Origin of the sequence: Sphingomonas sp. Mn802worker, from assembly GCF_000382485.1 — a bacterium.
In the GTDB taxonomy this organism is placed as follows: Bacteria; Pseudomonadota; Alphaproteobacteria; order Sphingomonadales; family Sphingomonadaceae; genus Sphingomonas.
Genome location: NZ_AORY01000012.1, coordinates 181,824 through 208,047 on the forward strand (window position 1 = coordinate 181,824; position 26,224 = coordinate 208,047).

Here is a 26,224-nt window from a genome sequence, read left to right on the forward strand (position 1 = left end):
GGAGCCTGCGATGCAGACGATGCCGCACGACATGATGATCCGACCCCGCTTCGACGATGCGGTCCGCGAAGCCTATTGGGGCGAATTGCAGACATTCCTTGAAACCGACGTGCGGCCAGGCTTTCGCCGTCATTACGAGACTTCGGTCGAGCCGCAGCTTCGCGATGTCCTGCATCGATCGCCCGACCGTCACGAGATCGCGACCGCGATGCTCGGCTATCCCGCCAATCGCGCCTGGTATGTCGCGCGCACGACCGCTCAGCGCCAAGCGTTCGACGCGTCGCGCGCGATCGTCGACCAACAAGCCGACGAATTAAGCGCCCGCGCCAGGGCTCTCGGAAACGGGCACGCGGTGCTGGAGCTCGATGCGTCGCTGCCCTTTCCGCGCTACGTACAGGCGGAGCCGCACAACATGGCCGGTGGCTACGACGATAGCACCGGCAGCCACCCGCTCGCCGCCGGCGCGACCTACGACCGTGCGCTGGCGGTCCACCGCGTTGCGGCCATGGGTCCGCTGGTCGACGATGTCGGACATAGCATCGCCGCCATGCTGAAAACGGCGTTCCCCAATTTCGCGCCGCGCCGCATCCTTGAGCTTGGGTGCACCGTCGGACACACCCTGCTGCCGTTCAAACAGGCGTATCCGGCGGCCGAGGTCGTCGGCATCGACGTGTCCGGCCCCTGCCTCGCCTACGGTGCGGCGCGCGCTTCCTCGCTTGGAGTGGAAGTGACGTTCAGCGAGCGCAATGCCGAGCATACCGGCTATGCCGATGCCAGCTTCGACCTCGTCTTCTCGCGCATTCTGCTCCACGAGACATGCGAGGAGGCCGCGCGCGCCATCTTCGCCGAATGTCACCGCTTGCTGCGCCCCGGCGGCATCATGTTCCATTCCGATGCACCGCAATTCGACGAGCTCGACGCTTACGCACAATCGCTGCGTGACTGGGACATCCGCTGCAATGCCGAACCGTTCATGGACGGCTATTACGCGATGGTGCTGGAAGACGAGTTCGCCCGCGCGGGCTTCGCGCGCGACACCATGTTCCGCCTCTTCGCGCCCAGCCTGATCGTGCAGGCAGGCTATCGCGCAGAAGAAACGCGCACCAGCGGCGGACGCTACTTCCTTGCTGGCGCGCGCAAGGCGACGAACTGAAAAGGACCGTGCCCCGTGACCACGACCAGCTCCAACCTTTCCGACCACGCAGCGCTTGTCCTGATCGACCTCCAGGCCGGCATCTGCGCGCGAGAGACGAAGCCGCATACGGCATCCGAGGTCGTCCACCGCGCGGCAGATTTGGCAAACGCCTTTCGCAACAACGGTCGCCCTGTCGTACTCGTAACCGTAGGCTGGGCCGCCGACATGGCCGACGCTCCGCGTCAGCGCCACGCCGCGCCGATCCCCGCGCCGGCCGACCCGGACGCATTCACGGCGATCGTACCCGAACTTGGTGCGCAGCCAGGCGACCTGCACGTCCGCAAACACCAATGGGGCGCTTTCTACGGCACCGACCTTGATCTGCAATTGCGCCGCCACGGCATCGACCAGATCGTGCTGGCGGGCATCGTCACCAACATGGGAGTCGAATCAACCGCGCGATCGGCGTGGGAGCACGGTTATTCGATCCTGTTCGCCGAAGACGCGACCAGCAGCTTTTCGTCAGAGATGCACGATTTCGCCTTCGCCAACATCTTTCCGCGCCTGGGGCTCGTCACCGACACGGCCACGATCATCGCCGAACTTGCGGGATGAGCCACCCAACCCTGTGACGTGACTCAGCCGCAACGGCTCTGTCTGTCCGCGATCGAATCGACTGTCAAAGCATTAGTCCTACCAACGCCTTAGGGCCGGCTACTCTCTTGACGGTTGCGCCAAAAACTGGACTACCCACTGCGACGGCACTCCTTGGGAGATGCGCGAACGGAGTGGATGCAGCTTGATCGACCGCAATGCCGCCGTGCCGATCTATCACCAGATCTTTCTGCAACTGCGCGATCAGATCCTGAGCGGAGAGCGCCCGTTCGGCAGCGCGTTGCCGACCGAGCAGGAGCTTTCCGAGCAATTCGACGTGTCGCGCATCACCGCGCGACGCGTGTTGACCGAATTGAGCCAGCAGCACTTCGTCGAGCGCAAGCGGCGACTGGGCACGCGCGTGATCTTCCAATCGCCCGCCAAGGCGATGGAGGCGAACATCGATCAGGCGGTCGATTCGCTCTTGGCATTCGGGCGACGCACCACCGTCAAGGTGATCGAGGTCGCGGCCGAAATGCCCTCCCCGACCGTGGCGAGCGCGCTCGGCGTCGGGCTGAACCAGGAGGTCGTACGCGCGATCCGGACGCGCAGCATCGATGGCGTGCCGCTCGGCTATATCGTCAGCTACGTGCCCGCAGCGCTCGCCGGCATCGTCACTGCCGATGCACTCGCGAAAGCGCCGATCCTGAAGGTGCTGGAAGAAGGCGGCTACAAGGCCGAGCAGGCCGAGCAGACGATCAGCGCGACGCAATCCGACCCGACCATCTCGCAAGCGCTCGACATCGAACCCCGCGCCGCACTGCTGCGGATCAGCCGCACGGTATATAACGGCGCCCGCCATCCGTTCCTGCTCACCTTCGCGCATTACCGCGCGGACAAGTTCACGATCCGCCTCGACCTGCAGCATCTCAGCATAGCGGCGGTCCCGGTCCTCGCCCATAGCGGAGCCTGAACGCGATTCGCCGCACAAAGTCTTTGCCCCTCACGCTTTTGGTATATACACAATACAATTGGAACTAGACGCGGGGTCGCAAGTCGGCGTCGCGCAACCAACGGGCAGGAGCACGGGCGTGAAGGCATTTGTGATCGGCGAGCAGGACGGCGTCCAGGCACTGCGCGAGACGACCCGGCCCGATCCGGAACCCGCCTTTGGACAAGTCATCCTCGCGCCGCGTCTCGTCAGCCTCAACAATCGCGATCTTCAGATCATCCGTGGCAGCTACGGCGCGAAAAAGCCCGCAGACCGCATCCCGGTGTCCGAAGGTGTGGGTGAGATCGTCGCCGTCGGGGAGGGCGTCAGCGGGTTCGCGCCCGGCGACCGGGTCATCGCGCCACACTTTGTCAACTGGACGAGTGGTGACTTCGGCTATCACGCGTTCGGCCACGACTTGGGCGTGACGCATGACGGCTGGCTGGCCGAGCGTGTCGCCGTGCCCGCCGCCGCGCTGGTCCGCGTGCCGGCTGGACTTTCCGACCGCCAGGTCGCCGCCCTTCCCTCCGCCGCGCTGACCGCGTGGAACGCGGTGGTTGAGGTCGGCCGTGTCAAGGCGGGCGATGTGGTTCTTACGCTCGGTACCGGTGGCGTATCGACCTTCGCGTTGCAGATTGCGAAGGCGAATGGTGCGCGTGTCGCGACGACCTCGTCCAGCGACGAGAAGCTGGCACGCGCACGCGAACTGGGCGCGGACATCACGATCAACTATCGTACCCACGCCGACTGGGCGGCGGAGCTGATGAAGGCGACGAACAACGCCGGCGCCGACATCATCGTCGAGACCGGTGGCCCCGCGACGCTCAGCCAGTCGCTCGCCGCTGCCGCGGTCAACGGACGGATCGTCATTATCGGCGTGACCGCGGGTCAATCGGGCGAAGGCCTGCCTAATTACGGCACCATCATCGGCAAGAACCTCACGCTGCGCGGTATCGCAGAGGGCAGCCGTGAGATGCTCGCGCGGCTGCTGCGCGCGGTCGAGGCGAACAACATCGAGCCGGTCGTCGCGAAGACCTTCGCCTTTGCCGAGGCCGCCGACGCCTACGCGCATCTCGCCTCCGCCGATCACGTCGGCAAGGTGATGATCCAGTTCTGATGCTGCCGGCGTCGCGGCGGCTGGCCGATCACGCGCTTGCAACCGAGTGGGCCGACCTTCCGCCCGGCACGCAAACGGCAACGCTCGCCTTCCTGCACGACACGCTTGCGGTCGGGATTGCCGGGCGGAACGCACCAAACGCGGATGCGATCTTCGCCGCTGCCCGTGGATGGAGCGGTGACGGCGGCAGCGGCGTGGTGCTGGGTCGCGCCGGCGCACGCCTGACCGCGCCGCACGCCGCGTTCGTCAATGCATTCCAGATCCACGCGCAGGAATATGACTGCGTGCACGAACCCGCGGTCGCGCATCCGATGGCGAGCGTCGCCGCGGTCCTGCTCGCCGACGCCTGCCGCGCTCCGGTTGCGGGCACGGACTTCCTGTCGGCGATCGTCGGCGGGGTCGATGTGATCGCGAGTCTGGGGGTGGCCGCACGCGGACCGCTCAAGTTCTTCCGTCCGGCAACCGCGGGCATCTTCGGCTCGATCGCCGCGCTGTGCCGCCAGCGTCGACTGTCGCCCGAGGTGACCACACATGCGCTCGGCTACGGTCTCGCCTTCGCCAGCGGAACGATGCAGGCGCATGTCGAGGGAATGCCGACGCTGGCGGTCCAGGTTGCCGCCGCGGCCCGGTCCGCTGTTGAGGCGGTCGATCTGGCGATTGCAGGACTTGAGGGCCCGAGCGGCGCGATCGAAGGGCCGTTCGGCTATTGCGCGCTGTTCGAGAACGACGTCGACCTGCCGCCGTTGCTCGACCGGCTGGGCGAGGTCCGCCGGATCGAGGAAGTGAGCTGGAAACCGTTCCCGACCGGCCGCGCGGCGCATGGCGCGATCCTGGCGCTGCGGCTGTTGGTGGCGGAGAACGGGCTCACGCCCGATCAACTCGCGCGCTTCGTCTACCGCGCACCGCCGCTCATCCACCGGCTGGTAGGGCGTCGGCCCTACGCCGGGATGAGCGTCGCCTATGCACGGCTATGCTTCGCATGGATCGGCGCGGTGGTGCTGTCACGCGGAACGATCGGGCTCGGCGACTTCACGCCGGAGCGGTTGAGCGATCCGGCACTGCTTGCGCTGGCCGATCGCATCCATGTCGAAGTCGATGACAATACCGATCTCGCCGCCTTCGTGCCCGCGGTCGGCACCGCGACACTGTTGGATGGACGCACCTTGACTCATGCCGTCTCGCGGCAGTTCGGATCGCCCGATTGGCCGCTCAGCCGAGAGCAGCACCTGGAAAAGGCTTCGGCGTGCCTGACCTTCGGCGGCCTGGCGGCGGCGCACGCGCCGCTGATCGCGCTGATCTCCGATCTGGCGCAAGAGGACGACGTGGCGGCTGCGCTGACCTGCGTGCTGGAGGGGTAAGCGCCGCCGCCTGCGCGTGGACAATCAGTGCGGTTCCTCGCCGCCCGACACGTTGAGCGATTCGGCGGTGATGTAGCCGGCCTCGTCCGAACACAGAAACGCGACTGCCGCGGCGGTGTCGCGCGGCAAGCCCGGGCGTCCCATCGGAATGCGCGCGGCCATGTCCTGCATATATTGGTCGATTGACTTGCCCTGCCGCTTGGCAAAATACTCGTTCTGCCACGCGCCTAGTCCGGTCGTCACGTGGTTGGGGCAGACGTTGTTGACGGTGATGCCGTGCTCGCCGAGTTCCGTCGCGGCGGACCTTACCAATCCGACCAGCCCGTGCTTTGACGCGGTATAGGCCTGCATATTGGGAAAGCCGCTTTTCGCCGCCTGGCTGGCGATGTTGACGATGCGCCCGCCGCGTCCCTGCCGGACCATCCGCTGCGCCGCGGCCTGCACGCCCCAGAACGCACCGGTCAGATTGACGCCGATCACGGCGTTCCATTCTTCCTCGCTCACATCCAGCAACGGCTTGACGATGTAACCGATGCCGGCATTGTTGACCCAGATGTCGAGGCTGCCGTGCGTATCCATCGCATGATCGGCCAGCGCCTGCACCTCGTCACGCCGGCGCACGTCGCACGCCTGCGCCGAACATCGCACCCCCATCGCGGTGATCGTCGCCGCGATCTCGTCCATCTCGCGCGCTTGCCCGATCATCGCATCCGGCGTCGCTGCGTCACGTGACGAGCCGACGTCCGACAGGACAATGTTCGCACCCTCGGATGCGAGTTGCAGCGCGATCGCCTCACCAAGTCCAGCTTTTCGCCCCGATCCGGTGATGACCGCCGTCTTGCCGGACAGCCGACCGCTCACGCCTTGTCCTCGAGCTTGCGCGTGACGATGAACACGGGATCGGCCCATTCCTGGAACTCCGCCGCGATTCGGCCCATCGCATCGGTTCCGGTTTCCCGCCCGAACGCGTCCATGTCGGCGACGTCGATGATCTCGATATACTGAAAGGGACTCGCCCCGCCGCCCAGCGTGCCGGTCGCTGCGAACACCTCGAACGAGGCGACCGAGCCCAGAGCGTTCACCGTCGGCAGGTCGGTGGTGACCGCCCAGCGCTCGTAGTCCTCAGCGCTCTTGCCAGGCTTCAGGTTCAGCAGAACAATAATACGGGTCACGGCGCAATTCCCCCATTGCGATTGGGTTGGTCGATGGCATATTGTTATAGAGTTATATCAAAACTGGGAAGCGAGAAACGGCGATGGCAAGCAGCAACACTCCTTCTGCAAGCTACGAAGGCCCGCCCGACTACCGGGTGATCGGCCGTCACGGCGTTTTCCCGACGATGGGTCATGACGAAATCGAACGCGTCAATTTCCTCGCGCAGATGAACCGGCACCTTTCGACTCGCATCGTTCCGGGCGTGAAGGACGCGTTCGACCGGGAAGTCGCGCCCGCGTTCGAGAAGAAAACCGGCGCGGCGCTCGCCGACCGGCATGAGGCGCGCAAGGCGATGCTGGGGCATCCCGCCTTCCGTTTCTGGTCCGCGATTCGCCGCATGACGATGGAGCAGCGCCAGCAGGCCGGCCGTTGGACGACGATCCGCCAGCGCGAGGAACTGGCCGAGCGCGCGGCGGCGCTGACCGAGGGCGACGATCGGCTGGAACTCGACCCAACGCTGGCGATGCCGCGCTACGTCTCGGCGGTCGACCATCATTGCATGCCCGGCAGCTATCATCAGGAAGCCTTCGTCGGCGATGTCACCAACGGTGCCAATTACGACCACGGTAACTTCGTCACCACCGCCGGGCTGCTCGGCAAGTACGCCGACGGCGGCGGCCATGCGGTGGTCAAATGGGTCAAGCGCAACCTTCCCGACTTCACGCCGCACAAGATTTTGGAGATCGGCGGCACCGTTGGTCATTCCAGCCTGCCGATCGCGCAGGCATGGCCGGATGCGGAGATGACGATCGTCGATCTCGGCGCGCCGATGCTGCGCTACGGCCTCGCCCGCGCGAAGTCGCTCGGGGTCGACAACGTGCGCTTCGTGCAGGCGTCGGGAGAAGACCTGTCGCGCTTCCCGGACCAGAGCTTCGACTGGATCCAGACGACGATGTTCCTGCACGAGCTGTCGACAACGTCGCTGGCGAACATCCTGCGCGAGACACGACGCCTGCTGAAGCCGGGCGGGATCGTGCTGCACGTCGAACAACCGCAATATGCGCCGACCATGCCGCTGTTCGAGCAGGTGATGCGTGACTGGGACGCCTTCTACAACAACGAGCCGTTCTGGAGCCGAATGCACGAGCTCGACCTCGACGGCGCGATGGTCGAGGCCGGCTTTACCAGGGAACAGCTGATCCACGGTGGTGTCACCGCGGTGGTCGACAAGGACCTGTTCCCCGATGCCGCCGACGACGACACCGAGGATTACGGGCGCAAGGCCGCTTGGCACGTGATCGGGGCGCGCGTCTGATGAGCATCGCCGACGCCATCGCCGAGGCTGGCGCCAAACCCGCGGGCAAGCGCCCGTTCTTCCTCGATACCGAGATCGAGACCGTGCTCGCCATCACCATGGCGCTGGTCCAGGAAGTGTCGGTCAGCCGCCAGCGCGTCGACACGCTGGAACGACTGCTCGAGGACAAGGGTGTGCTCCGGCGCGAGGAGATCGAGACCTTCAACCCTGCACCACACGTCGCCGTGGAACGATCGCTCGCAACGCAGGAATATATCGCGCGCGTGCTGCGCATCATCCAGCAGCGGAACGAGGCCAACAAGGCGGTCGGCGATATCGCGTCCGAGGACGTGGCGGTCGAACTCGGGGGAGCGGATTGAGCGACTTCGACTGGACGGTGCCGGTGCTGGTCGCCGGCGCCGGTGCCTGCGGGTCGGTCGCCGCGCTCGCGGCCGCCGACGCCGGCGTCGGCGTGCTGGTGGTCGAGCGCGATGATCGCCCCGGCGGCTCGACCGGCATGTCGCAGGGGTTGGTCTGTGCGGCCGGCACACGCAGCCAGGCGGCGCACGGCGTCGCGGACGATGCCGCCACCTTCTTCGACGACATCATGGCAAAAGCGCGTGGCAAGACCGATCCGGTCATCGCCCGCACGCTCGCGATCAACAGTGCACCCGCGCTCGAATGGTTGATCGACCGCCACGCTTTGCCCTGGGAGCTGGAAACACGATTTCGTGCCTCTTACGGCAACACGCGGCCGCGGCTTCACGGCTGGCCGGGTCATAGCGGCCTGGACATGGTGCAACTGCTCCACGCCCGCATGGCCGATGCCGGCGTCGACGTGCTGTTCGACACCCGACTGGTGGAGATCGTCGCGGACGCCGATGGCCGGGTGCGCGGCGTCGCACTGGAACGACCCGATGGCGCAATCGAGCGCGTCGGGTGCGAGACGCTGATCCTTGCGTGCGGCGGCTATGGCGCGAACCGCGCAATGACCGACCGCTACGCGCCCGAGACACGGGCTCTCCGCTACAACGGCCATGAGGGCAGCGAAGGCGATGCGATCACGCTGGGCGAGAAGCTGGGCGCGGCGCTGGGCGACATGGGATCGTACCAGGGCTATGCGATGCTGACCGACCCGCAGGGCATCTCGGTACCCCCGCCGGTGCTGCTGGAAGGCGGATTGATCGTCAACGCGCACGGCGCGCGCTTCACCGACGAGACTGCCGACATCGCCGGCATGGTCCATCCGCTCACCGAGCAACCGGACGGCATCGGCTGGGTCATCTACGATGCGGCGATCGAGCAACGCTGCGCCGCGATCCCCGAGCTTGCGACCTTGATCGAGCTGCACGCCGCCAAATCGGCCGACACGCCGGAGGCGCTCGCCGCGCTGATCGGCGCCGATCCGTCGATGCTCACGGATGCGATCAAGCGTGCGCAGGGGGCGGGTGCCGGGAGTGCGCCCGATCCGCTCGGCCGCGACTGGACCGGCACGCAGCCGCCGTCCGCGCCGTTCCGCGCCTTGCGTGTGATCGGTGCGCTTTATCACACGCAAGGCGGCTTGCAGGTCGATGCAGAGGCACGCGTGCTGCGCCCCGACGGCAGCCGCCTCCCCAACCTGTTTGCCGGCGGCGGATCGGCGCGCTCGGTGTCCGGGCCGTCGTCGTGGGGCTATCTGCCTGCGATGGGCCTCACCACCGCGGTGACGCTCGGCTGGATCTCAGGGCGCGCCGCGGCAGCGCTCGCAGCCGGGCGCACGGAACAAAGCGTCGAAAGCTGAAACTTCGCAACAGACAGTGCTTGCCAGTCCAGATTTATATGTCATAGTTATATAACATATAACGACCAACGGATACGGGCTGATGGAGTTGGAAGTACGATGCGCGCCATTATCGGACGCCGCCGGCCTGCATGAAACGCTTTCCACGATCGTTGGTAGCGCACACGTCCACGACGACCTGACCGTCCGCGAGCTGCACAGCGAGGACGTCTGGACGCCCGTTTCCTCGACCGTCGCGCTGATCGTCGCGCCGGGCTCGACCGAGGAACTCGCCGCCGCGGTTCGGGCGACGGGTGAGGCCGGCTACTCAATCGCGCCGCGCGGCGCCGGGATGAGCTACACCGGCGGATACGTGCCTGCGCACGACCGCACCGTCTCGTTCGACATGCGTCGCATGAACCGCATCGTCCGCCTCAGTCGCGAAGACATGACGATCACGGTGGAGGCCGGCGCGACCTGGACCGCCGTCAACGACGAAGTGTCGAAGCATGGATTGCGGCTGCCGTTCTGGGGGCCGATGTCGGGCCTCTCCTCAACGATCGGCGGCGGCATATCGCAGCTGAACGCGATGTTCGGTGCCGGCCAGTACGGCACGTCGAGCGAAAGCGTGGTCGCATTGAAGGTGGTTCTCGCCACCGGCGAGGTGGTCCGCACCGGCGCGCGCGGACCGGGCGGCGACACACCGCATTACCGGCATTTCGGACCCGACCTGACAGGCCTGTTCTGCGGTGACTGCGGTACGCTTGGCGTGAAGGCGGAGGTGACGCTGCGGCTGATCACGGCGCCGAAGTTCGAGGATACCGCCTCCTTCTCGTTCCCGACCGGCGCCGCGCTGTTGAACGCGATGGCGGAGATCGCGCGCAGCGGCGTCGCGGCGGAAACCTGCGCCTTCGATCCGGGCTTGACGACGATCCGACTGAAGCGCGCCTCGCTCGCCGGCGATATCAAGACGCTCGGCGCCGTCGTCGCCAAGGAAAAGTCGTTCGGCAAGGGGCTGCTCGCCGCCGCGAAGATCGCGGTCGGCGGCCGCAACTTCGTCGCGCCAACCGACTATCCGCTGCATTTCGCCTGCGAAGGACGCTCAAAAGGCGCGGTCGATGCCGACATGGCCGAGGCACGTCGCATCTGCATTGCCGCGGGTGGTTCGGAAATCGAGAACACCATCGCCAAGGTGATCCGCGCGATGCCGTTCCCGCCGCTCAACTCGATGCTCGGGCCGACCGGAGAAGCGTGGGTGCCCGTCCACTGCGTCTGCTCGCTGTCGACTGCGCCCGCCATTCTGGCCGAAATCTACGAGGTCTACGAGCGTCGCCGGGCCGAGATGGAGGCGGCGGAAATCCATACCGGTTTCTTGTTCTCGACGATGGCATCGAACGCGATCGTGCTCGAACCGGTATTCTTCTGGCCGCAAGGCTGGCGCAAGGTGCACGAATCGGCAGTCGAGCCGTCGCACCTGTCGCGCCTGACGAAGCGTGGCAGCAATCCCGACGGCACCGCGCTTGTGGTCGAGCTCCGAAAGGAGTTGTTCGCGATCTTCGCGCGCTATGGCACCGGACATTTCCAGATCGGACGGACCTATCCTTATCGCGAGAGTCGCGACCCCGGATCGCGCGCGCTGCTCGATGCGGTAAAGGCGGTGGCCGATCCGCGCGGCATCCTGAACCCAGGCGTACTCGGCTTCCCGGTCGGCGAGAACGCTGCATGAGCGGCACCTATGGCGCCGTCCAGCTGCAGCGCTTTGCCGACACGTTCCGCGAGGGCGCGCGGATCGTCGACCTGGACCTGCGTCAGCCTCGACCGGGCGAGCTGCTTGTCCGCAACATGTACGCCGGCGTCAACGGCATCTTCGACACGCAGATCGCGCGCAACGCGGTCGATTACGTCTCGATCGCGCTGCCGACGCTGACCGGGGTCGAGGCGCTTGGGCAGGTAGAAGCGGTGGGTGACGGCGTTTCCGGCTTTGCGCCCGGCGACGCGGTGGTCACGACCCGCTTTCCCGGCGGCTACCGGCAATGGAACATCGCTCCTGCCGACTATTTCGTAAAGGTGCCCGACACCGCACCCGAGTGGCTGGCGCTTGCCTCCACCGGCGTGTCGGCCGCGATGGCACTGCAGCATATCGGCGCGGTTCAGGACGGGGAGACGGTTGCTGTCTCCGCGGCCGCAGGCGGGCTCGGTCACCTGATCGTCCAGTTGGCGGTCGCGCGCAAATGCCACGTCGTGGCCGTCTGCGGCGGCGAGAAGAAGAAGGCGTTCGTCCAGTCGCTCGGTGCGCACCGCGTGATCGACTACCGGACGGAGTCGGTGCCCAAGGTGCTGGCGGCCGAATACCCCGACAAGCTCGACGTCGCGATCGACACCGTCAGCGGCGAGATCTTTGACGCTTTCCTTGACAACGTGGCACCACACGGGCGCGTCGTCGTCGGCGGCGCGGCCGCCGATCTTGAAGGCCGGCCCGAGATCGTCACCCAGCCCCGCATCGCGCACAAGCTCTACTACAAGGGCGCATCGGTGCGCGGGTTCATGAACGGCCTGTTGACGAAATACTGGCCGTCCGCGCGCGAGCAGGTGTTCGCGATGTACAAGGACGGCACGCTCAAGGTGACGTTCGACGAACAGTCATTCGTTGGGCTCGACGCGGTCTACGACGCGGTCGAACGCCTGATTTCCGGACAATCAATGGGCAAGGTCATCGTCGACCTTCGCACCGCGCAATCGTGACAGGAGCATCAATGGCCTATCGTCTTGGCGTCGACGTCGGCGGCACCTTTACCGATTTCCTCCTGTTCGAGGAAAGCACCGGCGCATTTTGGCGGCACAAGACGCCGTCCACGCCGCACGACAGTTCCGAAGGCATCGTGCACGGACTCGATGCGATCTGCGAGAAGGCGAACATCTCGCCTGCAGACATCGATATCTTCCTGCACGGCACCACCGTCGCGACGAACGCCGTGCTTGAGGGCAAGGGCGCGCGCGTCGGCCTGATCGTGACCGAGGGCTACCGCCAGATCATGCAGATCGCACGTAGCTTCGTGCCAGGCGGGCTCGCCGGCTGGATCGTCTGGCCCAAGCCACAGCCGCTCGCCGCGCTGGAGGACACGTTCGAGATCAAGGGACGGATGGACGCGCGTGGCGCCGAGCTGCGCCCGATCGACGATGCAGACATTCGCGCGCAGCTCGAACGGCTGAAGGCGCAAGGCGTTGAGGCGCTGACCGTGTCGCTGATGAACGCCTATCTGAACGGCGCGCACGAACGCCGCGTCGGCGAACTGGCGGCGGAAATCCTGCCCGGTATCCCGTTTTCGCTCAGCCACGTCGTGCTGCCGGAGATGCAGGAATATGAGCGCACGCTGACCACGGTCGCGAACGCGGCGGTGCGCCCGGTTGTCGGCCGCTACGTCCGCAACCTGCGCGACAAGCTGCGTGGCGTCGGCATGGCGGGCAAGCTGTCGCTGCTGCGCTCCGACGGCGGGCTGATGACGTCGGAAAAGTCGGAGGAGCACCCCGTCTCGCTGCTGATGTCGGGTCCGGCCGGCGGCGTCACCGGCGCGATCTGGGTCGGCAAGAACGCTGGCATGAAGAACATCCTAACGCTGGATGTCGGTGGCACGTCCACCGACGTCGCGTTGATCGAGAATTTGGAGGCGCGCCGGGTCCGCACGACCGAGGTCGGCCACTTGGCGGTGCGCGCATCCGCGCTGGACGTGAAAACGGTCGGCGCGGGCGGCGGCTCGATCGCCTATGTGCCCGAGCTGACCGGCGCGCTGCGCGTCGGCCCGCAATCGGCCGGTGCGGTTCCCGGCCCCGTCGCCTACGGCAAGGGCGGCACGCTGCCGACCGTAACCGACGCCAATGTCGTGCTCGGCTATCTGCCCGAGGCGCTGCTGGGCGGCACGTTCAAGCTCGACCGCGCCGGATCGATCCGCGCCGTGCAGACGATCGCGGACGCGCTCAAGATCGACCTGTATGCCGCCGCGCGCGGCATCATCGACATCGTCAACGAGAACATGTTCGGCGCGCTGCGCATGATCTCGGTCCAGCAGGGCTACGACCCGCGCGATTTCGCGCTGATGGGCTTCGGTGGCGCAGGCCCGCTCCACGTCAACGCGGTCGCGCGATTGATGGGCAGCTGGCCGGCCGTGTCGCCGGTCAGCCCCGGTGTGCTGTGCGCGCTGGGCGATGCGACCACGCGGATGCGGACCGAAACCGCGCGTTCCTTCTCCACGGTCGCGTCACGCACCAGCGGCGAGGCGGTGAGCCAGCTGCTGCGCGAGATGGAGCAGCAGATCCGCGGCGAGCTGGAGGCCGAAGGCGTCGCCGCCGATCAGATCACGATCGGGTTCGAGGTCGACGTGCGCTACTCGGGGCAGGCGTTCGAGGTGCCGATGGACGTGACGCTCGCCGAACTGGAGGATGAAGGCATCGTAGCGCTCACCCGCCGCTTCGATGATGAACATCGCCGCCTGTTCACCTTCAACATGGATAGCGAGCATGAGATCGTGAACCTGCGCGCGGTCGCGCTGGGACAGGCGCTAGACCTGCCCGCCGCCAAGCTGCCGGTCGGCAATGGCGACCCCAGCGACGCGAAGCTGCGCGACCACGAATTGTACATGAACGGCCGCATGCAGCCGGCGGTCATCTACGACCGCGCAAGGCTGAAGGCGAACGACGTCGTGCACGGCCCCGCGATCGTCATCGAGATGGACTCGACTACCCTGGTCGAGGCGGATTGCATCGCGACCATCGACGCGGTCGGCAACATTCTCATCACCCTCGCCGCCGCCTCAAGCCCCGCTTCCTCTTCGAACGACGCGTAAGGATCAGCAGATGCGTGCACGGATCATCCAGTCGAACGAGACGCCTTTCGAGACAAAGGCGATCGACCCTGTCACCCTGGACATCATCGAGAATGCGCTGCGCAACGCGCGGGTCGAGATGGACGCGACGCTGGTGCGCACCGCGATGTCGCCCGGCATCCGCGAACAGGGCGACGCCTTTCCGCTGATCGCCGACCATCAGGGGCGCATGATCGTCGGCCAGTTCGGCTCCTACATCGGACCGTTCCTCGACGGCTTCTCGGGTACGGTCGAGGAAGGCGACCTGATCATGCTGTCCGATCCTTATTCGGTCGGCGGCGCGGTCAGCCACTGCAACGACTGGCTGGTGCTGATGCCGGTGTTCAAGGACGGACGCCTGATCGCTTACACCTCAATGTTCGGGCACCAGTCCGACATCGGCGGCATGGTCGCGGGATCGATGCCGATCGACGCCACCTCGATCTTCCAGGAAGGCGTGCGCATCCCGCCGGTCAAGCTCTATAAGCAAGGCGTCTACAACGAGGATGTGGTCCGCCTGATCATGCATCAGGTGCGCACGCCCGACTGGTGCAAGGCCGACCTGAACGCGCTGATCGCGTCGTGCCGCGTCGCCGCGCGCCGTGTGGTCGAAATGGCTGAGCGCTTCGGCGACGACGTATTCGTCTCGGCGTGCGAGGAACTGCTGGCACGCAACCACCGCGCGATGGGCCAGTTGATCGCCAACGCAATCGGCGAGGAAAAAGTCAGCTTTGAGGATTACATCTGCGACGACGGCATGGGTTACGGCCCGTACAAAATCCGTTGCACAATGTGGCGCGAGAACGGGCGCGTCGTGCTCGATTTCGACGGGACCGATCCGCAATCGGTCGCCTCGATCAACTTCTTCCTCAACGAAAACATGATGCGGATGTTTTTCGGCATCTACATGATCATGGTGTTTGACCCGCAAATCCTGTTCAACGACGGCTATTACGACCTGATCGATGTCCGGATCCCGGAAGGGTCGTTGCTGAAGCCGCGCTTCCCCGCCGCATTGTCGGGCCGCACCCACGCGCTCGGCCGCATGTTCGACATCCTCGGCGGGTTGCTCGGCCAGAAGACGCCCGAGTTCCTGACAGCGGCTGGCTTCTCGTCATCGCCGCACCTGTTCTATTCGGGCTTCGACAAGACCGGCGAATATTTCCAGCTGTTCCAGATCGGCTTCGGCGGCATTCCCGGACGGCCACTGGGTGACGGACCCGACGGCCACTCGCTGTTTCCCAACTTCACCAACGTGCCGAACGAGTTCCTCGAGCGGTACTTCCCGCTGGTGATCGAACGCTACGAGACCGTGGCAGATTCGGGCGGCGCGGGGCTGCACCGCGGCGGCAACGGCATCATCATGTCGTACCGCTTCCTCGAAGCCGGCAAGATCGCGATCCATGACGACCGCTGGTTCGTGCCGCCATGGGGCGTCAACGGCGGCCAGCCCGGCGCCCGCGCACGCAAGATCATCGCAAAGCCCGATGGCACGCAGCGCATCGTCGGCAACAAGGTCGAGGACGTCGAGGTTGAGGTCGACGACGTGCTCCACTTCATCACCTGGGGCGGGGCGGCTGGGGCGATCCGCTCGACCGCGATCCGGCGATCGTCGAGAAGGAGATCAGGCAGGGCCTCGTCACCGCGACGGGTGCCGCAGATTATGGCGTCGTGATCGCCGATGATGGCCAGGTGAACCAGGCCGCGACCGAAGCGCTCCGGGCGCAGATGCGCGCCGACCGTGGCGACACGCAGGTGTTCGACTTCGGCCCCGACATTGAGACGCTGCGCACACAATGCGAGCGCGACACCGGCCTGCCCGCACCTCGCCAGCGTTTGTGGGAGCCGCTCGCCGAGGCGGCTGAGTAAGCCGGGCGACCGCGCTCATGCACCTTGCGTTGCTCGGCACCGTCCCCGGGATCGGCGGGGGAGTACGACCGGAACTGCACACCGCACTTCCGGTCGGGACGCGGCTGACCGCATGGCGGTCTCACGTCGGTGTATTCCCCTCCACGCCGGTCGAGCGCGACATGCAGGCGATCGGGCACCTTGAGGCCGGGCTGCGTGCCGCCGCGGCAGGCGCCGACGCGGTCGTGATCGACAGCGTCGGCGACTACGGCCTTGACGCGCTCCGCGCCGCACTGGCGCTTCCCGCAGTCGGCGCTGGGGAAAGCGGCCTGCGCGCGGCCGCCGCAGTCGGACGTTTCGCGATCGTGACTGTCTGGCCTGCCTCGATGAACTTCGTACCCGAAGCGCTGCTATCGCGGTACGGACTGCGCGAGCGATGCCTCGGCATCCACAATGTCGGTATCGAGAACGTCATCGCCCGTGTGTCCGGTCCTGACGGCTACCTTGCCGAAGTTGATCGCGGCGCGCCGGCGATCGTCACTGCGGTGAACACCGCCGTGAACGCTGCGCGGCTTGAGGGAGCCGATGCCGTGATGCTCGGCTGCACCTGCATGTCGCCCATCGCCGCTACTGTCGCCGCCGCCTCTTGCATTCCTGTCATCAATCCGTTGGCCGAGGCCGTGTCGATCGCGGTCAGCCAAGCCGGCGCGCGCGCCACCGTCGGCGGTCAAATTCTGACCAACCGCGCCGCGCTGCTGACTCGCATGGTCGATGCGATAAAGGGCGCGGTTCAGGAGGATTGCCCCGTGTGCATCATCGGCGAGCATACCGCCACTCACTAACCAAGCACCACGCGTCGTGCCCTGCCCTACCTTCGTGAGACCAGCATGAGCATCTTGCAGACCACCTACCCGCTGTTTCTCAACAACCGTCCGGCCCAGCCCAACACCGACCTGGCCGTCACCGACAAATTCACCGGCGAAGTCGCCTTCCGCGTGGCGCAGGCCGACGCGGCGATGATCGACGAGGCGATCGCGGGTGCGGTGAAGGCGGCCCAGCCGATGGCGCGCATGGCGTCGTTCGAGCGGCAGGCCGTGCTGCAACATTGCGTCGATCGCTTTCGCGCGCGCGCCGACGAGCTTGCCTATGCGCTCTGCGTCGAGGCGGGCAAGCCGATCCGTGACAGCGAGGGCGAGGTATCGCGCCTGATCGACACGTTCCGCATCGCCGCGGAAGAGGCCGTGCGCATGACGGGCGAGGTACAGCCGCTCGACATCTCGGCCCGCGCGCGCGGCTACCAGGGCATGTGGAAGCGCGTGCCGATCGGACCGTGCAGCTTCATCTCGCCCTTTAACTTCCCGCTCAATCTTGCCGCACACAAGATCGCGCCCGCGCTCGCGGTCGGCTGTCCCTTCGTCATGAAGCCTGCCAGCCGAACGCCGCTCGGCGCGCTGATCATCGGCGATGTTCTCGCCGAAACGAACCTGCCGCCCGGCGCCTTCTCGATCCTGCCGGCGAGCCGCGACGGCGCAGACCTGTTCACCACCGACGACCGGCTGAAGCTGCTGAGCTTCACCGGCTCGCCGGATGTCGGCTGGGACCTGAAGGCGCGCGCAGGGAAGAAGAAGGTAACGCTGGAACTCGGCGGTAACGCGGCGGTGGTGATCGATCATGACGCCGACCTGGAGGATGCGGTCACGCGCGTGATCTTCGGCGCCTTCTACCAATCGGGACAAAGCTGCATCGGCGTGCAGCGCATCCTGATCCATGCCGACATCTACGACCGTGTGCGCGCCATGCTGGTCGAGCACACGTCAGCGCTCGTCTGCGGCGATCCGAAGGAGCGCGACACCTTCGTCGGCCCGATGATCTCGGAGGGCGAAGCGACACGGCTGGAGCAATGGATCGCTGAGGCGGTCGCCACCGGCGCGCGCCTGTTGTGCGGTGGCGAGCGTCGCGGTGCGATGCTCACGCCGACGCTGTTGGAGGATGTCGACCCCGCCGCGCAACTCAACGTTGACGAAGCGTTCGGCCCGGTCGCGTTCCTCCAGCGCTTCTCCTCGATCGATGAAGCGTTCGACATCGTCAACGACAGCCGCTTCGGCTTGCAGGCCGGTATCTTCACGCGCGACCTGTTCAAGGCGCTCGACGCATGGGACCGGCTCGATGTCGGCGGCGTCGTCATCAACGACGTTCCCAGTTACCGCGTCGACAACATGCCCTATGGCGGTGTCAAGGACTCCGGCCTAGGCCGCGAAGGCGTCCGCTTCGCGATGGAGGACATGACGGAAATCAGGAACCTCGTCATCAGGCGCAACTAGGGTCGGCTCCCATCGATGTGCGGGCGGCGGTCTCAAGGTGCCCCGCACAGCATCAGACCGATAGGTCATTACCTATGACGGCCTGACCACCAAAGCTGCACATCGTCAGTGATGCAGATCCACGCTCGATCAACTCCTTCGTGACGGTGGGTCAGGCCAGCGACTGACCCTGCTCATGGCGCTGACCGATGCCCGCTCATCGCCGCACCGGCATCGGGGTCGAAGCGCCGGTTCCACACCAGTGCCGACATCGAGATCACCGCAACGGTCACGAACGCGACCGAGAAGGTGTCGAGCGTCGGCACGCCCTTTCCTCCGATCGCGGTGCCGATCTCCAGGATCGTCGCCGCGGTGCAGATGCCGAGTGACAGCGTCAGTTGCTGGAACGTCGCGTAGAAGCTCGTCGCCGCGCTCATCCGCGTCGGCTCCACGTCGGCATAGGCGACCGCATTGTAGCCGGTGAACTGGAACGAGGTGAAGAAGCCCGAGAGCCCCAGCACCGCGACGATCACCGCGATCGGCCAGTCGGGGCGGAAGAAGGCGCAGGTCGCATAGCCGAGGCTGCTGGCGATGCCCGACACGATCAGGCTGTCGCGGAATCCCCAGCGCCTGAGCACGCGCGGCGCGAGCGCCTTCATCGCCAGCGCGCCGATCGCGCCTGCCATCGTGATCAAGCCCGTCGTCGCCGCCGACAGGCCGAAGCCGAGCTGGAACATCAACGGCAGCAGGAACGGCTGTGCACCCTGCGTGATCCGCGTCAGTGACCCCGCGATCACCGACAGGCGGAACGTCGGCACGCGCATCAGCGTGGGATCGAGGATCGGGTCCGCGACCCGCCTGGCGTGGCGGACGTACGCCAGCGCCAGCAGCACGCCCGCCGCCAGCAGCGCGATCGCGACCCTGCCCGTCCCCGGCCGACTCGACAGCTCGAACCCGAACAACAGGCAGCCGAGCGCCAGCCCCGATTGCACAAAGCCAAGCCGGTCGAACCGAACCCGCGCGTCGCCGCGCACGTCGGGCACCAGCAGCCACGCCCCGACCACGCCAGCCACGCCGATCGGCAGGTTGAGGTAGAAGATCCAGCGCCAGTCGAGCGTCGTGACGATCAATCCGCCGAGCGGCGGGCCGAGGATCGGCCCCGCGAGTGCCGGCATGACCAGCCACGACAACGCCTGCACCATGTCCTCCTTGGCGACGCTGCGAAGCAGCACGAGCCGCCCGACCGGCACCATCATCGCGCCGCCGATCCCCTGCACGAAGCGCGCCGCGACCAGCATCGCAAGGCTGTCGGACCGCGCGCACGCAACCGAGCCGAGCAGGAACACGATGATCGCCCCGCAGAAGATCGAGCGCGAGCCGAAGCGATCGGCCAGCGTCCCGCTCGCCGGAATGAATAGCGCCAGCGCGAGCAGATAGCTGGTCAGCGCCAGGCTGAGGCTGGTCGCGGGCGTACCCAGGTCACGCGCCATCGTCGGCAGCGCCACCGTCAGCACCGTGCCGTCGAGTTGCTGCATGAACAGCGCGGACGCGACCACCAGCGCGGTGACGCGGTACCCGCGCGCGGCGGCCGCCGGCATCGCAGCCGCCACCTCCGGCTGCTTCACCGATCCGGCGGTGATCGCCTCGACGCCTGGTGCCAGCCCGTCACCCACGTCCGCGCTCATCGACGCGAGATTACGCCGTCGCCACCGCATGCCTGTCCATCCGTTCGAAATTACCGACGCTCCTAGAACGCGACTTGAGCACGACCGATCAAACTTTGTCCGTGATCGGTGCCAATGCCTGCGGGCAACGGATTGGTCACCGTCCAATCGATCGCGTTCACCTGCAACCGGACAAAATTATTGAGGTACCAGTTGACGCCCAGCGTCGTCGCCGTGCCGCGCCCTGCGGTCGGGTTATCGCTGTAATCAAGCGCCTCGTAGCGCGCGGCAAGCTCGATCGCGCCGCTGCCGCCGCTGGTGAAGGGGTGCAACACCTTTGGCCGGCTCCATACGCCGCCGCGGCTGAGGTACGGCGGCGTTTCGCCGGTCAGGAACCAGCCGGCCGACCATGCCCACGCATCCTGGGTGGTGCTTGACCCGGCACGACCCTCCAGTGTGCGCCGACCATATTCGCCGTAGGTCCACAGCGAGCGGTGAAACGCGCCCAGCTCGAACCCGTAACCGTCACCGCGAACCGCCCCGGCGAACGTGCCGGGCGCGATCCGTAGTGCGTCGTTGTAGAATCCGCCGACCGCGATGCTGCGCGTCGGGCGCGTGACGTCGTCCGCCAGCGTCTCGTGAAATCCCCACGCACCGACGTGCAACAGCCACTCGCGGGTCTTGACCGGGTTCCAGTGCGCGCGCCCGGCGATCGTCAGCCCGTCACTCGCGTTGCCGGGATTGTTGATGTCATCGCCCGACACCTGCACCCCGACATGCCAGCCGTCGCCGTACACGCGTGCCGCCGCACCCAGCCCGAAAAAGCCGCGTACCGGAATGATGCCCGCGCCGACGACGTTGCGTTCCAGGAACGGCACCGAGATCGTCCCGCTCGATCCGTCGAGCCCGCGATCGTTCAGCCTGTTACCCAGCGCGAACTCCGCCTGTTGCCCCAGAAAGCGCGTCGTCCAGGCAAGATAGGCGGATTTGATCGCGACTTCGTTGTCGGCGAAATCTCCCTCGACCAAATATGATAGGTGCGTGCCGGCCGCACCTTCAATGCCGAGCCGCAGCGAGCGCGCCTGCGTCGCCGAAACGTTGCGTGCCGGCACTGCACTACCGCGCGTCGTGCCCAGATCGATCAGGATGCGCCCACGCGGACGAAAGGAGAAGCGGCCGTCCGCGCTGGTGAACTCGGGCGTGCCTTTCGACCAGTCGACGCTGCCGTTGCCCTGCTGCGCGCGCTCGATCCGTGCGAGCCGCGCGTCGAGTGACGGCGGGTGCGCGTCGGACGGCAGCGCCTGGCCGAGCGGCGCCGGCATTCGCCGCGGCGATCCGGTCTTTGTCGACGGCGCAGGCGCCGGCGCTGCCGCAGACTGAGCGACCTGAGTCGCCTCTACCGCCTTGCCCTCCTCGACCACGGCGAGCCGTGCTTCCAGCTTGGCGATCTGTGCCTGCTGCGCCTCGACCAGGCGGGTCAGTCTGGCGACATCGTCGTCGACTTGCGCGTAGGCAGGCACCGCCATGCTCGCGCCGAGGACAAGCGCCGCTGCTCGTAGCATCGACATGGATCCTTTGAAGAGACCGGCCGCCGCGCACCCGGCGAACGGCCGAGGGGGCCAGCGCTACGCGCGCTTGGCCAAGCGTGACCCAATCACCAGCGACAGCAGCGACAGCAAAGCGGCGGCGGCGCACCATGCGCCGGGAATCGCCTTGTCGCCCGTCGCGCCGATCAGCGCGGTGCTGATCGCCGGCGTGAAGCCGCCGAAGATCGCGGTCGCGAGGCTGTAGGCCAGGCTGAAGCCGACGGTGCGGACATGCGCCGGGATCACCTCGGTCAAATAGACGATGAACGCGCCGTTATACGTCGCATAGATCGCCGCCAGCAGCAGTTCGACCGTCAGCAGCCGCCCGAAGCTGGGCGCCGCCACCAGCCAGCTCATCAGCGGATAGGCCAGCACCGCACCCAGCACGGTCGCGGTGATCAGCAGCGGCATGCGCCCGACCCGGTCCGACAAAGCGCCCATGACCGGCAGCAGCACGAAATTGGTAAGGCCGACGCAGGCGGTGACGAACAGGCTCGCACCCGGCGTGAGCGACAGTACCTTGTTCCCGAACGTGGGGGTGTAAGCGGTGATCATGTAGAAGAAGACGGTGGTCATCACCGCCATCAGCGTACCCTGCAGCACGATGCCCCAATTGCCGCCGACGGTGCGCAGGATTGTGCCGAGCTTAGGATGCTCCTTGCGCTTCAGGAACACGTCCGTCTCCTCCATGTGACGGCGGATGACGAACAGGAACGGGATCATCACGCAACCGATGATGAACGGGATACGCCAGCCCCACGCCTGCATCGTATCGGCATCAAGGCTGGTCGACACCAGCAGCCCGATCAACGCGGCGAATACCACCGCCGCCTGCTGGCTGGCCGATTGCCACGAACAGAAGAAGCCTTTGCGGTTGGGCGGCGCGATCTCGTTCAGGTAGACCGACACCCCGCCCACCTCGACGCCCGCGGACAGACCCTGCACGAGTCGCCCCAGCAGGATGATGATAGGCGCGGCAACGCCGATCTGCGCGTAGGTCGGCGTGATCGCGATCGCGAGCGTGCCGAGCGCCATCAACCCGAGCGTTAGCAGCAGACCCTGCCGTCGCCCGTGACGATCGATATAGGCACCCAGCACCAGCGCGCCGACCGGCCGCATCAGGAAGCCGGCGCCGAACGTCATCAATGTCAGCATCAGCGAGGCGAACTCGCTGCCGGTCGGAAAGAACGCCTTCGCGATGTACGTGGCATAATAGCCGAACACCATGAAATCGAACATTTCGAGGAAGTTGCCGCTGGCGACGATGAAGATCGACTTCAACGCCGATCGCTTGCGCTCAGGGGAGATCGGCGCGGCGGCTGACGCTCCGATCGCCGATGAGACAGTGGGTGATGCATACGCCTGGGTCATGGCTTGGCCTTTTGCGCCGCGGGTTCCAGTCCGCTGTCGCGGATGATCGGAAAGGCCCGGGGGGAGGACAGATAGGCGATCAGCGCACGCGCCTCGCCCGGGTGGGTGGAATAGGAAACCATGCCGGCGGAGAAGGGCGTCACCTTCTGCAATGCGTCGGGCAGCAGGCCCACGATGCGGATGCCCTTGACCGGCTTCAACTCGCTCAATTGCTGGAAGCCGAGCTCGGCTTCGCCGCGCGCGACGATCGTACCCACCGGGGTGGCCGGGATCATCCGCCCCTTTGGACGGACCTCGTCCGCGATGCCCAACCGGTCGAGCATCGTCGACTGAATGTACACGCCGGACGCGCTGTCGGACCACGCGACCGATTTGGCGTGGAGCAGGGTCGCGCGCACCGCGTCGGTGGTCGAAATGTCGGGCACCGGCGCACCCGCGCGCACCGCCACCGCGATCTTCGACAATCCGAGATCGACCGCGCTGCCGCACGCGACGCGGCCCTGCTCGACCAGCTTGTCCAGCCCGCCGCGCGCGAGAATGACGACGTCAGCCTCCTCGTGTCGCGCCAGGCGGTTCGGGATCGCCTGCGGTGTGTCGCCCATCGACGGGCCATGTTCGGTCACGACCCGCACGCCGGTCTCGCGCTGATACTTCTTCGCCAGCGCCTTGAACGCGGCGGTGAACGCACCAGAGGTGACGACATGGACTTCGCGAACAGTCGCCTTTGCCTGCGTCTTGCGCGCCTCAAGGGGTGCAGCGACGACGCCGCCGAACAGCGACAGGCCGAACAGCAACGAGAAGCTGGCAGCCCTCATCCGCCCGCCTTTGATCCTGAGTACAGTTTCCATCACGCATTCCTCTCGTGTCGGGCCCGCTTGTCGGCGCGCTCTCATTCGCAAGTCAGACTTGAGCCTGATGGCTTCGCCGGGCACTAAGCATCGCCAGGAGCCCCGCGTTCAAATGCAATGATCGGTGCGCTAATTGCGCTGCGCGCATAACTGTTCTGCTCGGAGGTCTTTTCTGCACGCGTTCAAGCGTCTTCATGTGCAATTGCTGCTCGGCATCGTCGCCGGCACCGCGGTCGGCTATCTGGCGCCGACGTGGGGACGCGAGCTCGGACCGCTCGGGGTCGCGTTCGTCAAGGCGATGCGAATGATGGTGCCGCCGGTCCTGTTCTGCACCATCGTCGAGGGGATCGTGCGGCATGGCGCGGCGCGCGACACCGGCGCCACCCTGCTGCGCAGCCTGCTGGTCTTCCTCGCCATCACCGTAGCGGCGCTGGCACTAGGACTAGGCGTCGCATTGCTGCTGCATCCCGGACGCGGACTACCGCTGGCGCCCTACGCCGCCGCCGCGAGCGCGCTTGAACACCAGTTCGCCGGCCGATACGTCACCGGCCCCGGCGACTTCCTCGTGCGGATGGTGCCGGATACGTTGTTCTCCGCCTTCACCGCGGGCGACGTGTTGCCGATATTGTTCGTCGCAGCACTGGTCGGCTTCGGGCTGCTGCGCATCGGGGAGGCCGGTGCGCCGATCGTTCGCGCGATCGAGGCGCTGACACGCCTGCAGTTCGTCATCTTCGGCTTTCTGACCCGCGCTGCACCGGTCGGGGCGTTCGGCGCCATCGCCTATACGGTCGGCACCTACGGGCTCGTCTTCCTCGGTTCGCTCGGCCACCTCGCCGCCGCGCTTGCGCTCGCCTGCGCCTTGCTGGTCACGCTGCTACTTGCGCTGGTGCGCATGGTCACCGGCATCGGTCCGCTGCTGCTCTTGCGGACGTTCCGCGACGAGTTGCTCATCATCCTCGGCACCTCCTCGACCGAGGTCGTGCTGCCGCGCCTGATCGAGAAGCTGGAGGCGCTCGGCTGCCCGCGCAGCATCGTCGGACTGACGGTCCCACTCGGCTATTCGCTCAATCTCGCCGGCACCGCAGTCTATCTGGTGGTCGCCACCCTGTTCCTCGCCGACGCGCTCGGCCTGGCCCTGTCACCGCAGCGTCTGGCGACTTACCTGCTCGTCATGCTGGTCACGTCGAAGGCCGCCGCGGGCGTCACCGGCAGCGGTTTTTCCGCGCTGCTCCTCACGCTCGCGCTGCTGCCCGATGTGCCGGTCGGCGCGGCCGCGATGCTGATCGCGGTTGATCGCTTCCTGTCCGAGATACGCGCGTTGACCAGCGCCAGCGCCAACGTCTCCGCCTCGCTGCTGATCACGCGCTGGGCAGGCGCACTCGCGCCTTCACCGCTCGCCCCAGCCCGCCGCGAGTAGCGCCGTCAACCGCTCGGCGGCGGGCGACAGCGTGACCGAAGGACGGCGCAAGACACCGATCGTCCGCACGATCTCCGCCCCCTTGATCGCCCGCCAGACAAGGTCGCGCGCATCCGGCCCCTGGCACGCCAGCCGCGGCAGCACGGACGGGCCCAGCCCCGCATCCACCAGCGCCAGCGCAGAGGATAGCCGCGTCACCTCGTAGAACCATCTGAGCTCGACCCCTGCACGCGCCAGTCCAGCCTCAAGCAACGTGCGATTACCGCTGCCGCGGTGCACCGTCACCAGCCGCCGCCCGGCCAGGTCGCTCCACCGCGGCGCATCGATCGCCGCCAGCGGGTCATCGCGGCGACAGACCAGCCCGTAGGGATCGTCGGTCAGCGGCTCAAACGTCAGGTCGGCATCGAGCGATACGGGCAAGGTGATCGCCAGCTCGGCCTCGCCGGTGCGCACCGCCTGCGCACATTCGGTCGCTGACAGGTCGAGCAGGCGAACGCGGTAGTTGCGGTAATCCTGCGCAAACCGCTCAAGTGCGGCGGGCAGGAAGCGGACGGTCGCGCTCGGAATGCTTGCGATCGTCAGCCGACCGGCCTGTCGCTCGCCGAGCGCCATCGTGCTCAACAGCGAGCCGTCCATCTCGTCGAGCAGGCGGCGTAGCAGCGGCACGATCTCCTGCCCCGCCGGCGTCAGCCGCACGCTGCGCGTCGTGCGCTCGAGCAACTGGGTGCCGACCGTCGCCTCCAGCTTCTGCACCCGCCGGCTCAGCGCGGGCTGCGACAGGTGCAACTGCTCGGCCGCACGCAGGAAGCTCTTGCCATCGGCGATCGCCACCAACGCGCGCAGGTCGAGAAGCTCGCAGTTCAACAGGTTCATTTGCCCAAATACCATGGCCTGGTCAGCAATTCACACCGCTGCATCCAGATAGGTCGCC

The 26,224-nt window shown here is 66.5% G+C and carries 21 protein-coding genes and 1 pseudogene; 15 read left to right on the forward strand and 7 right to left on the reverse strand.

Annotation, left to right across the window (positions count from 1 at the left end; translation table 11 throughout):
• The first annotated feature begins 10 nt into the window (after nt 1-10).
• The 5 genes from SMN802W_RS16890 (at nt 11) to SMN802W_RS0110885 (ending at nt 5,195) form a co-directional block, all read left to right on the forward strand.
• A complete protein-coding gene (locus SMN802W_RS16890; RefSeq protein WP_019516935.1) occupies nt 11-1,153 on the forward strand; it encodes a class I SAM-dependent methyltransferase in 1,143 nt (380 codons plus the stop codon).
• Between the two features lie 15 nt (nt 1,154-1,168).
• Complete coding sequence (locus SMN802W_RS0110870; RefSeq protein ID WP_019516936.1) at nt 1,169-1,750, forward strand: hydrolase; 582 nt, start codon at nt 1,169-1,171, stop codon at nt 1,748-1,750.
• Nucleotides 1,751-1,934: 184 nt separating this feature from the next.
• Nucleotides 1,935-2,702, forward strand: a complete 768-nt coding sequence (locus tag SMN802W_RS16895) for a GntR family transcriptional regulator (protein ID WP_202951019.1) — start codon at nt 1,935-1,937, stop codon at nt 2,700-2,702.
• 118 nt (nt 2,703-2,820) lie between these two features.
• Nucleotides 2,821-3,837 carry a zinc-dependent alcohol dehydrogenase family protein gene (locus SMN802W_RS0110880; protein ID WP_026326017.1) on the forward strand — a complete coding sequence of 339 codons (1,017 nt, stop codon included), beginning with the start codon at nt 2,821-2,823 and terminating at the stop codon, nt 3,835-3,837.
• Nucleotides 3,837-5,195 (forward strand): MmgE/PrpD family protein, encoded by a 1,359-nt coding sequence (locus tag SMN802W_RS0110885; protein ID WP_019516939.1) that lies wholly within the window; start codon nt 3,837-3,839, stop codon nt 5,193-5,195. Before SMN802W_RS0110880 ends, SMN802W_RS0110885 begins: the two co-directional genes overlap by 1 nt.
• Nucleotides 5,196-5,219: 24 nt before the next feature.
• Here the strand turns inward: SMN802W_RS0110885 and SMN802W_RS0110890 are convergent, their stop codons facing one another.
• Nucleotides 5,220-6,056 carry an SDR family NAD(P)-dependent oxidoreductase gene (locus SMN802W_RS0110890; protein ID WP_019516940.1) on the reverse strand — a complete coding sequence of 279 codons (837 nt, stop codon included), beginning with the start codon at nt 6,054-6,056 and terminating at the stop codon, nt 5,220-5,222.
• The gene (locus SMN802W_RS0110895; protein WP_019516941.1) at nt 6,053-6,367 is read right to left on the reverse strand and encodes a hypothetical protein; all 315 of its coding nucleotides are present in this window, start codon (nt 6,365-6,367) and stop codon (nt 6,053-6,055) included. Before SMN802W_RS0110895 ends, SMN802W_RS0110890 begins: the two co-directional genes overlap by 4 nt.
• Before the next feature lie 83 nt (nt 6,368-6,450).
• Between SMN802W_RS0110895 and SMN802W_RS0110900 the strand changes: the two genes are divergently transcribed.
• The 9 genes and pseudogenes from SMN802W_RS0110900 (at nt 6,451) to SMN802W_RS0110940 (ending at nt 18,428) form a co-directional block, all read left to right on the forward strand.
• On the forward strand, nt 6,451-7,665 hold the full coding sequence (locus tag SMN802W_RS0110900) for a class I SAM-dependent methyltransferase (protein WP_026326018.1): 1,215 nt from the start codon (nt 6,451-6,453) through the stop codon (nt 7,663-7,665).
• Entirely contained in the window at nt 7,665-8,024 is a 360-nt protein-coding gene (locus tag SMN802W_RS0110905) for a hypothetical protein (protein ID WP_019516943.1), read from the forward strand. Before SMN802W_RS0110900 ends, SMN802W_RS0110905 begins: the two co-directional genes overlap by 1 nt.
• Nucleotides 8,021-9,424: an FAD-dependent oxidoreductase gene (locus SMN802W_RS16900; RefSeq protein WP_019516944.1), complete on the forward strand. Its 1,404-nt coding sequence runs from the start codon at nt 8,021-8,023 to the stop codon at nt 9,422-9,424. The genes SMN802W_RS0110905 and SMN802W_RS16900 overlap by 4 nt, the downstream gene beginning before the upstream one ends.
• A gap of 82 nt (nt 9,425-9,506) precedes the next feature.
• A complete protein-coding gene (locus SMN802W_RS0110915; RefSeq protein WP_156818846.1) occupies nt 9,507-11,129 on the forward strand; it encodes an FAD-binding oxidoreductase in 1,623 nt (540 codons plus the stop codon).
• Nucleotides 11,126-12,145 carry a zinc-binding dehydrogenase gene (locus tag SMN802W_RS0110920; RefSeq protein WP_019516946.1) on the forward strand — a complete coding sequence of 340 codons (1,020 nt, stop codon included), beginning with the start codon at nt 11,126-11,128 and terminating at the stop codon, nt 12,143-12,145. The genes SMN802W_RS0110915 and SMN802W_RS0110920 overlap by 4 nt, the downstream gene beginning before the upstream one ends.
• 11 nt (nt 12,146-12,156) lie before the next feature.
• Complete coding sequence (locus tag SMN802W_RS0110925) at nt 12,157-14,241, forward strand: hydantoinase/oxoprolinase family protein (protein ID WP_019516947.1); 2,085 nt, start codon at nt 12,157-12,159, stop codon at nt 14,239-14,241.
• Nucleotides 14,242-14,251: 10 nt separating this feature from the next.
• Nucleotides 14,252-16,128 (forward strand): annotated as a pseudogene (locus tag SMN802W_RS16905) (hydantoinase B/oxoprolinase family protein).
• Nucleotides 16,129-16,145: 17 nt separating this feature from the next.
• A complete protein-coding gene (locus SMN802W_RS0110935; protein ID WP_019516948.1) occupies nt 16,146-16,949 on the forward strand; it encodes an aspartate/glutamate racemase family protein in 804 nt (267 codons plus the stop codon).
• A 45-nt stretch (nt 16,950-16,994) separates the two neighbouring features.
• Nucleotides 16,995-18,428 carry an aldehyde dehydrogenase family protein gene (locus tag SMN802W_RS0110940; RefSeq protein WP_019516949.1) on the forward strand — a complete coding sequence of 478 codons (1,434 nt, stop codon included), beginning with the start codon at nt 16,995-16,997 and terminating at the stop codon, nt 18,426-18,428.
• A 173-nt stretch (nt 18,429-18,601) separates the two neighbouring features.
• On the opposite strand, the gene SMN802W_RS0110945 is transcribed toward SMN802W_RS0110940, so the two are convergent.
• From SMN802W_RS0110945 to SMN802W_RS0110960, 4 genes are all read right to left on the reverse strand, one after another.
• On the reverse strand, nt 18,602-20,122 hold the full coding sequence (locus tag SMN802W_RS0110945) for an MDR family MFS transporter (protein WP_019516950.1): 1,521 nt from the start codon (nt 20,120-20,122) through the stop codon (nt 18,602-18,604).
• Nucleotides 20,123-20,154: 32 nt separating this feature from the next.
• Entirely contained in the window at nt 20,155-21,633 is a 1,479-nt protein-coding gene (locus SMN802W_RS0110950) for an OprO/OprP family phosphate-selective porin (RefSeq protein WP_162140013.1), read from the reverse strand.
• 63 nt (nt 21,634-21,696) lie between these two features.
• Nucleotides 21,697-23,028 (reverse strand): MFS transporter, encoded by a 1,332-nt coding sequence (locus tag SMN802W_RS0110955; RefSeq protein WP_083925726.1) that lies wholly within the window; start codon nt 23,026-23,028, stop codon nt 21,697-21,699.
• Entirely contained in the window at nt 23,025-23,843 is an 819-nt protein-coding gene (locus SMN802W_RS0110960; RefSeq protein ID WP_083925728.1) for a substrate-binding domain-containing protein, read from the reverse strand. The genes SMN802W_RS0110955 and SMN802W_RS0110960 overlap by 4 nt, the downstream gene beginning before the upstream one ends.
• Before the next feature lie 229 nt (nt 23,844-24,072).
• Here SMN802W_RS0110960 and SMN802W_RS16910 point away from each other — a divergent pair, with 229 nt between their 5' ends.
• On the forward strand, nt 24,073-25,293 hold the full coding sequence (locus SMN802W_RS16910) for a cation:dicarboxylate symporter family transporter (protein WP_019516954.1): 1,221 nt from the start codon (nt 24,073-24,075) through the stop codon (nt 25,291-25,293).
• Here the strand turns inward: SMN802W_RS16910 and SMN802W_RS0110970 are convergent.
• A complete protein-coding gene (locus SMN802W_RS0110970) occupies nt 25,264-26,166 on the reverse strand; it encodes a LysR family transcriptional regulator (protein ID WP_019516955.1) in 903 nt (300 codons plus the stop codon). The two genes, SMN802W_RS16910 and SMN802W_RS0110970, sit on opposite strands and share 30 nt — an antisense overlap.
• Nucleotides 26,167-26,224 lie beyond the last annotated feature (58 nt).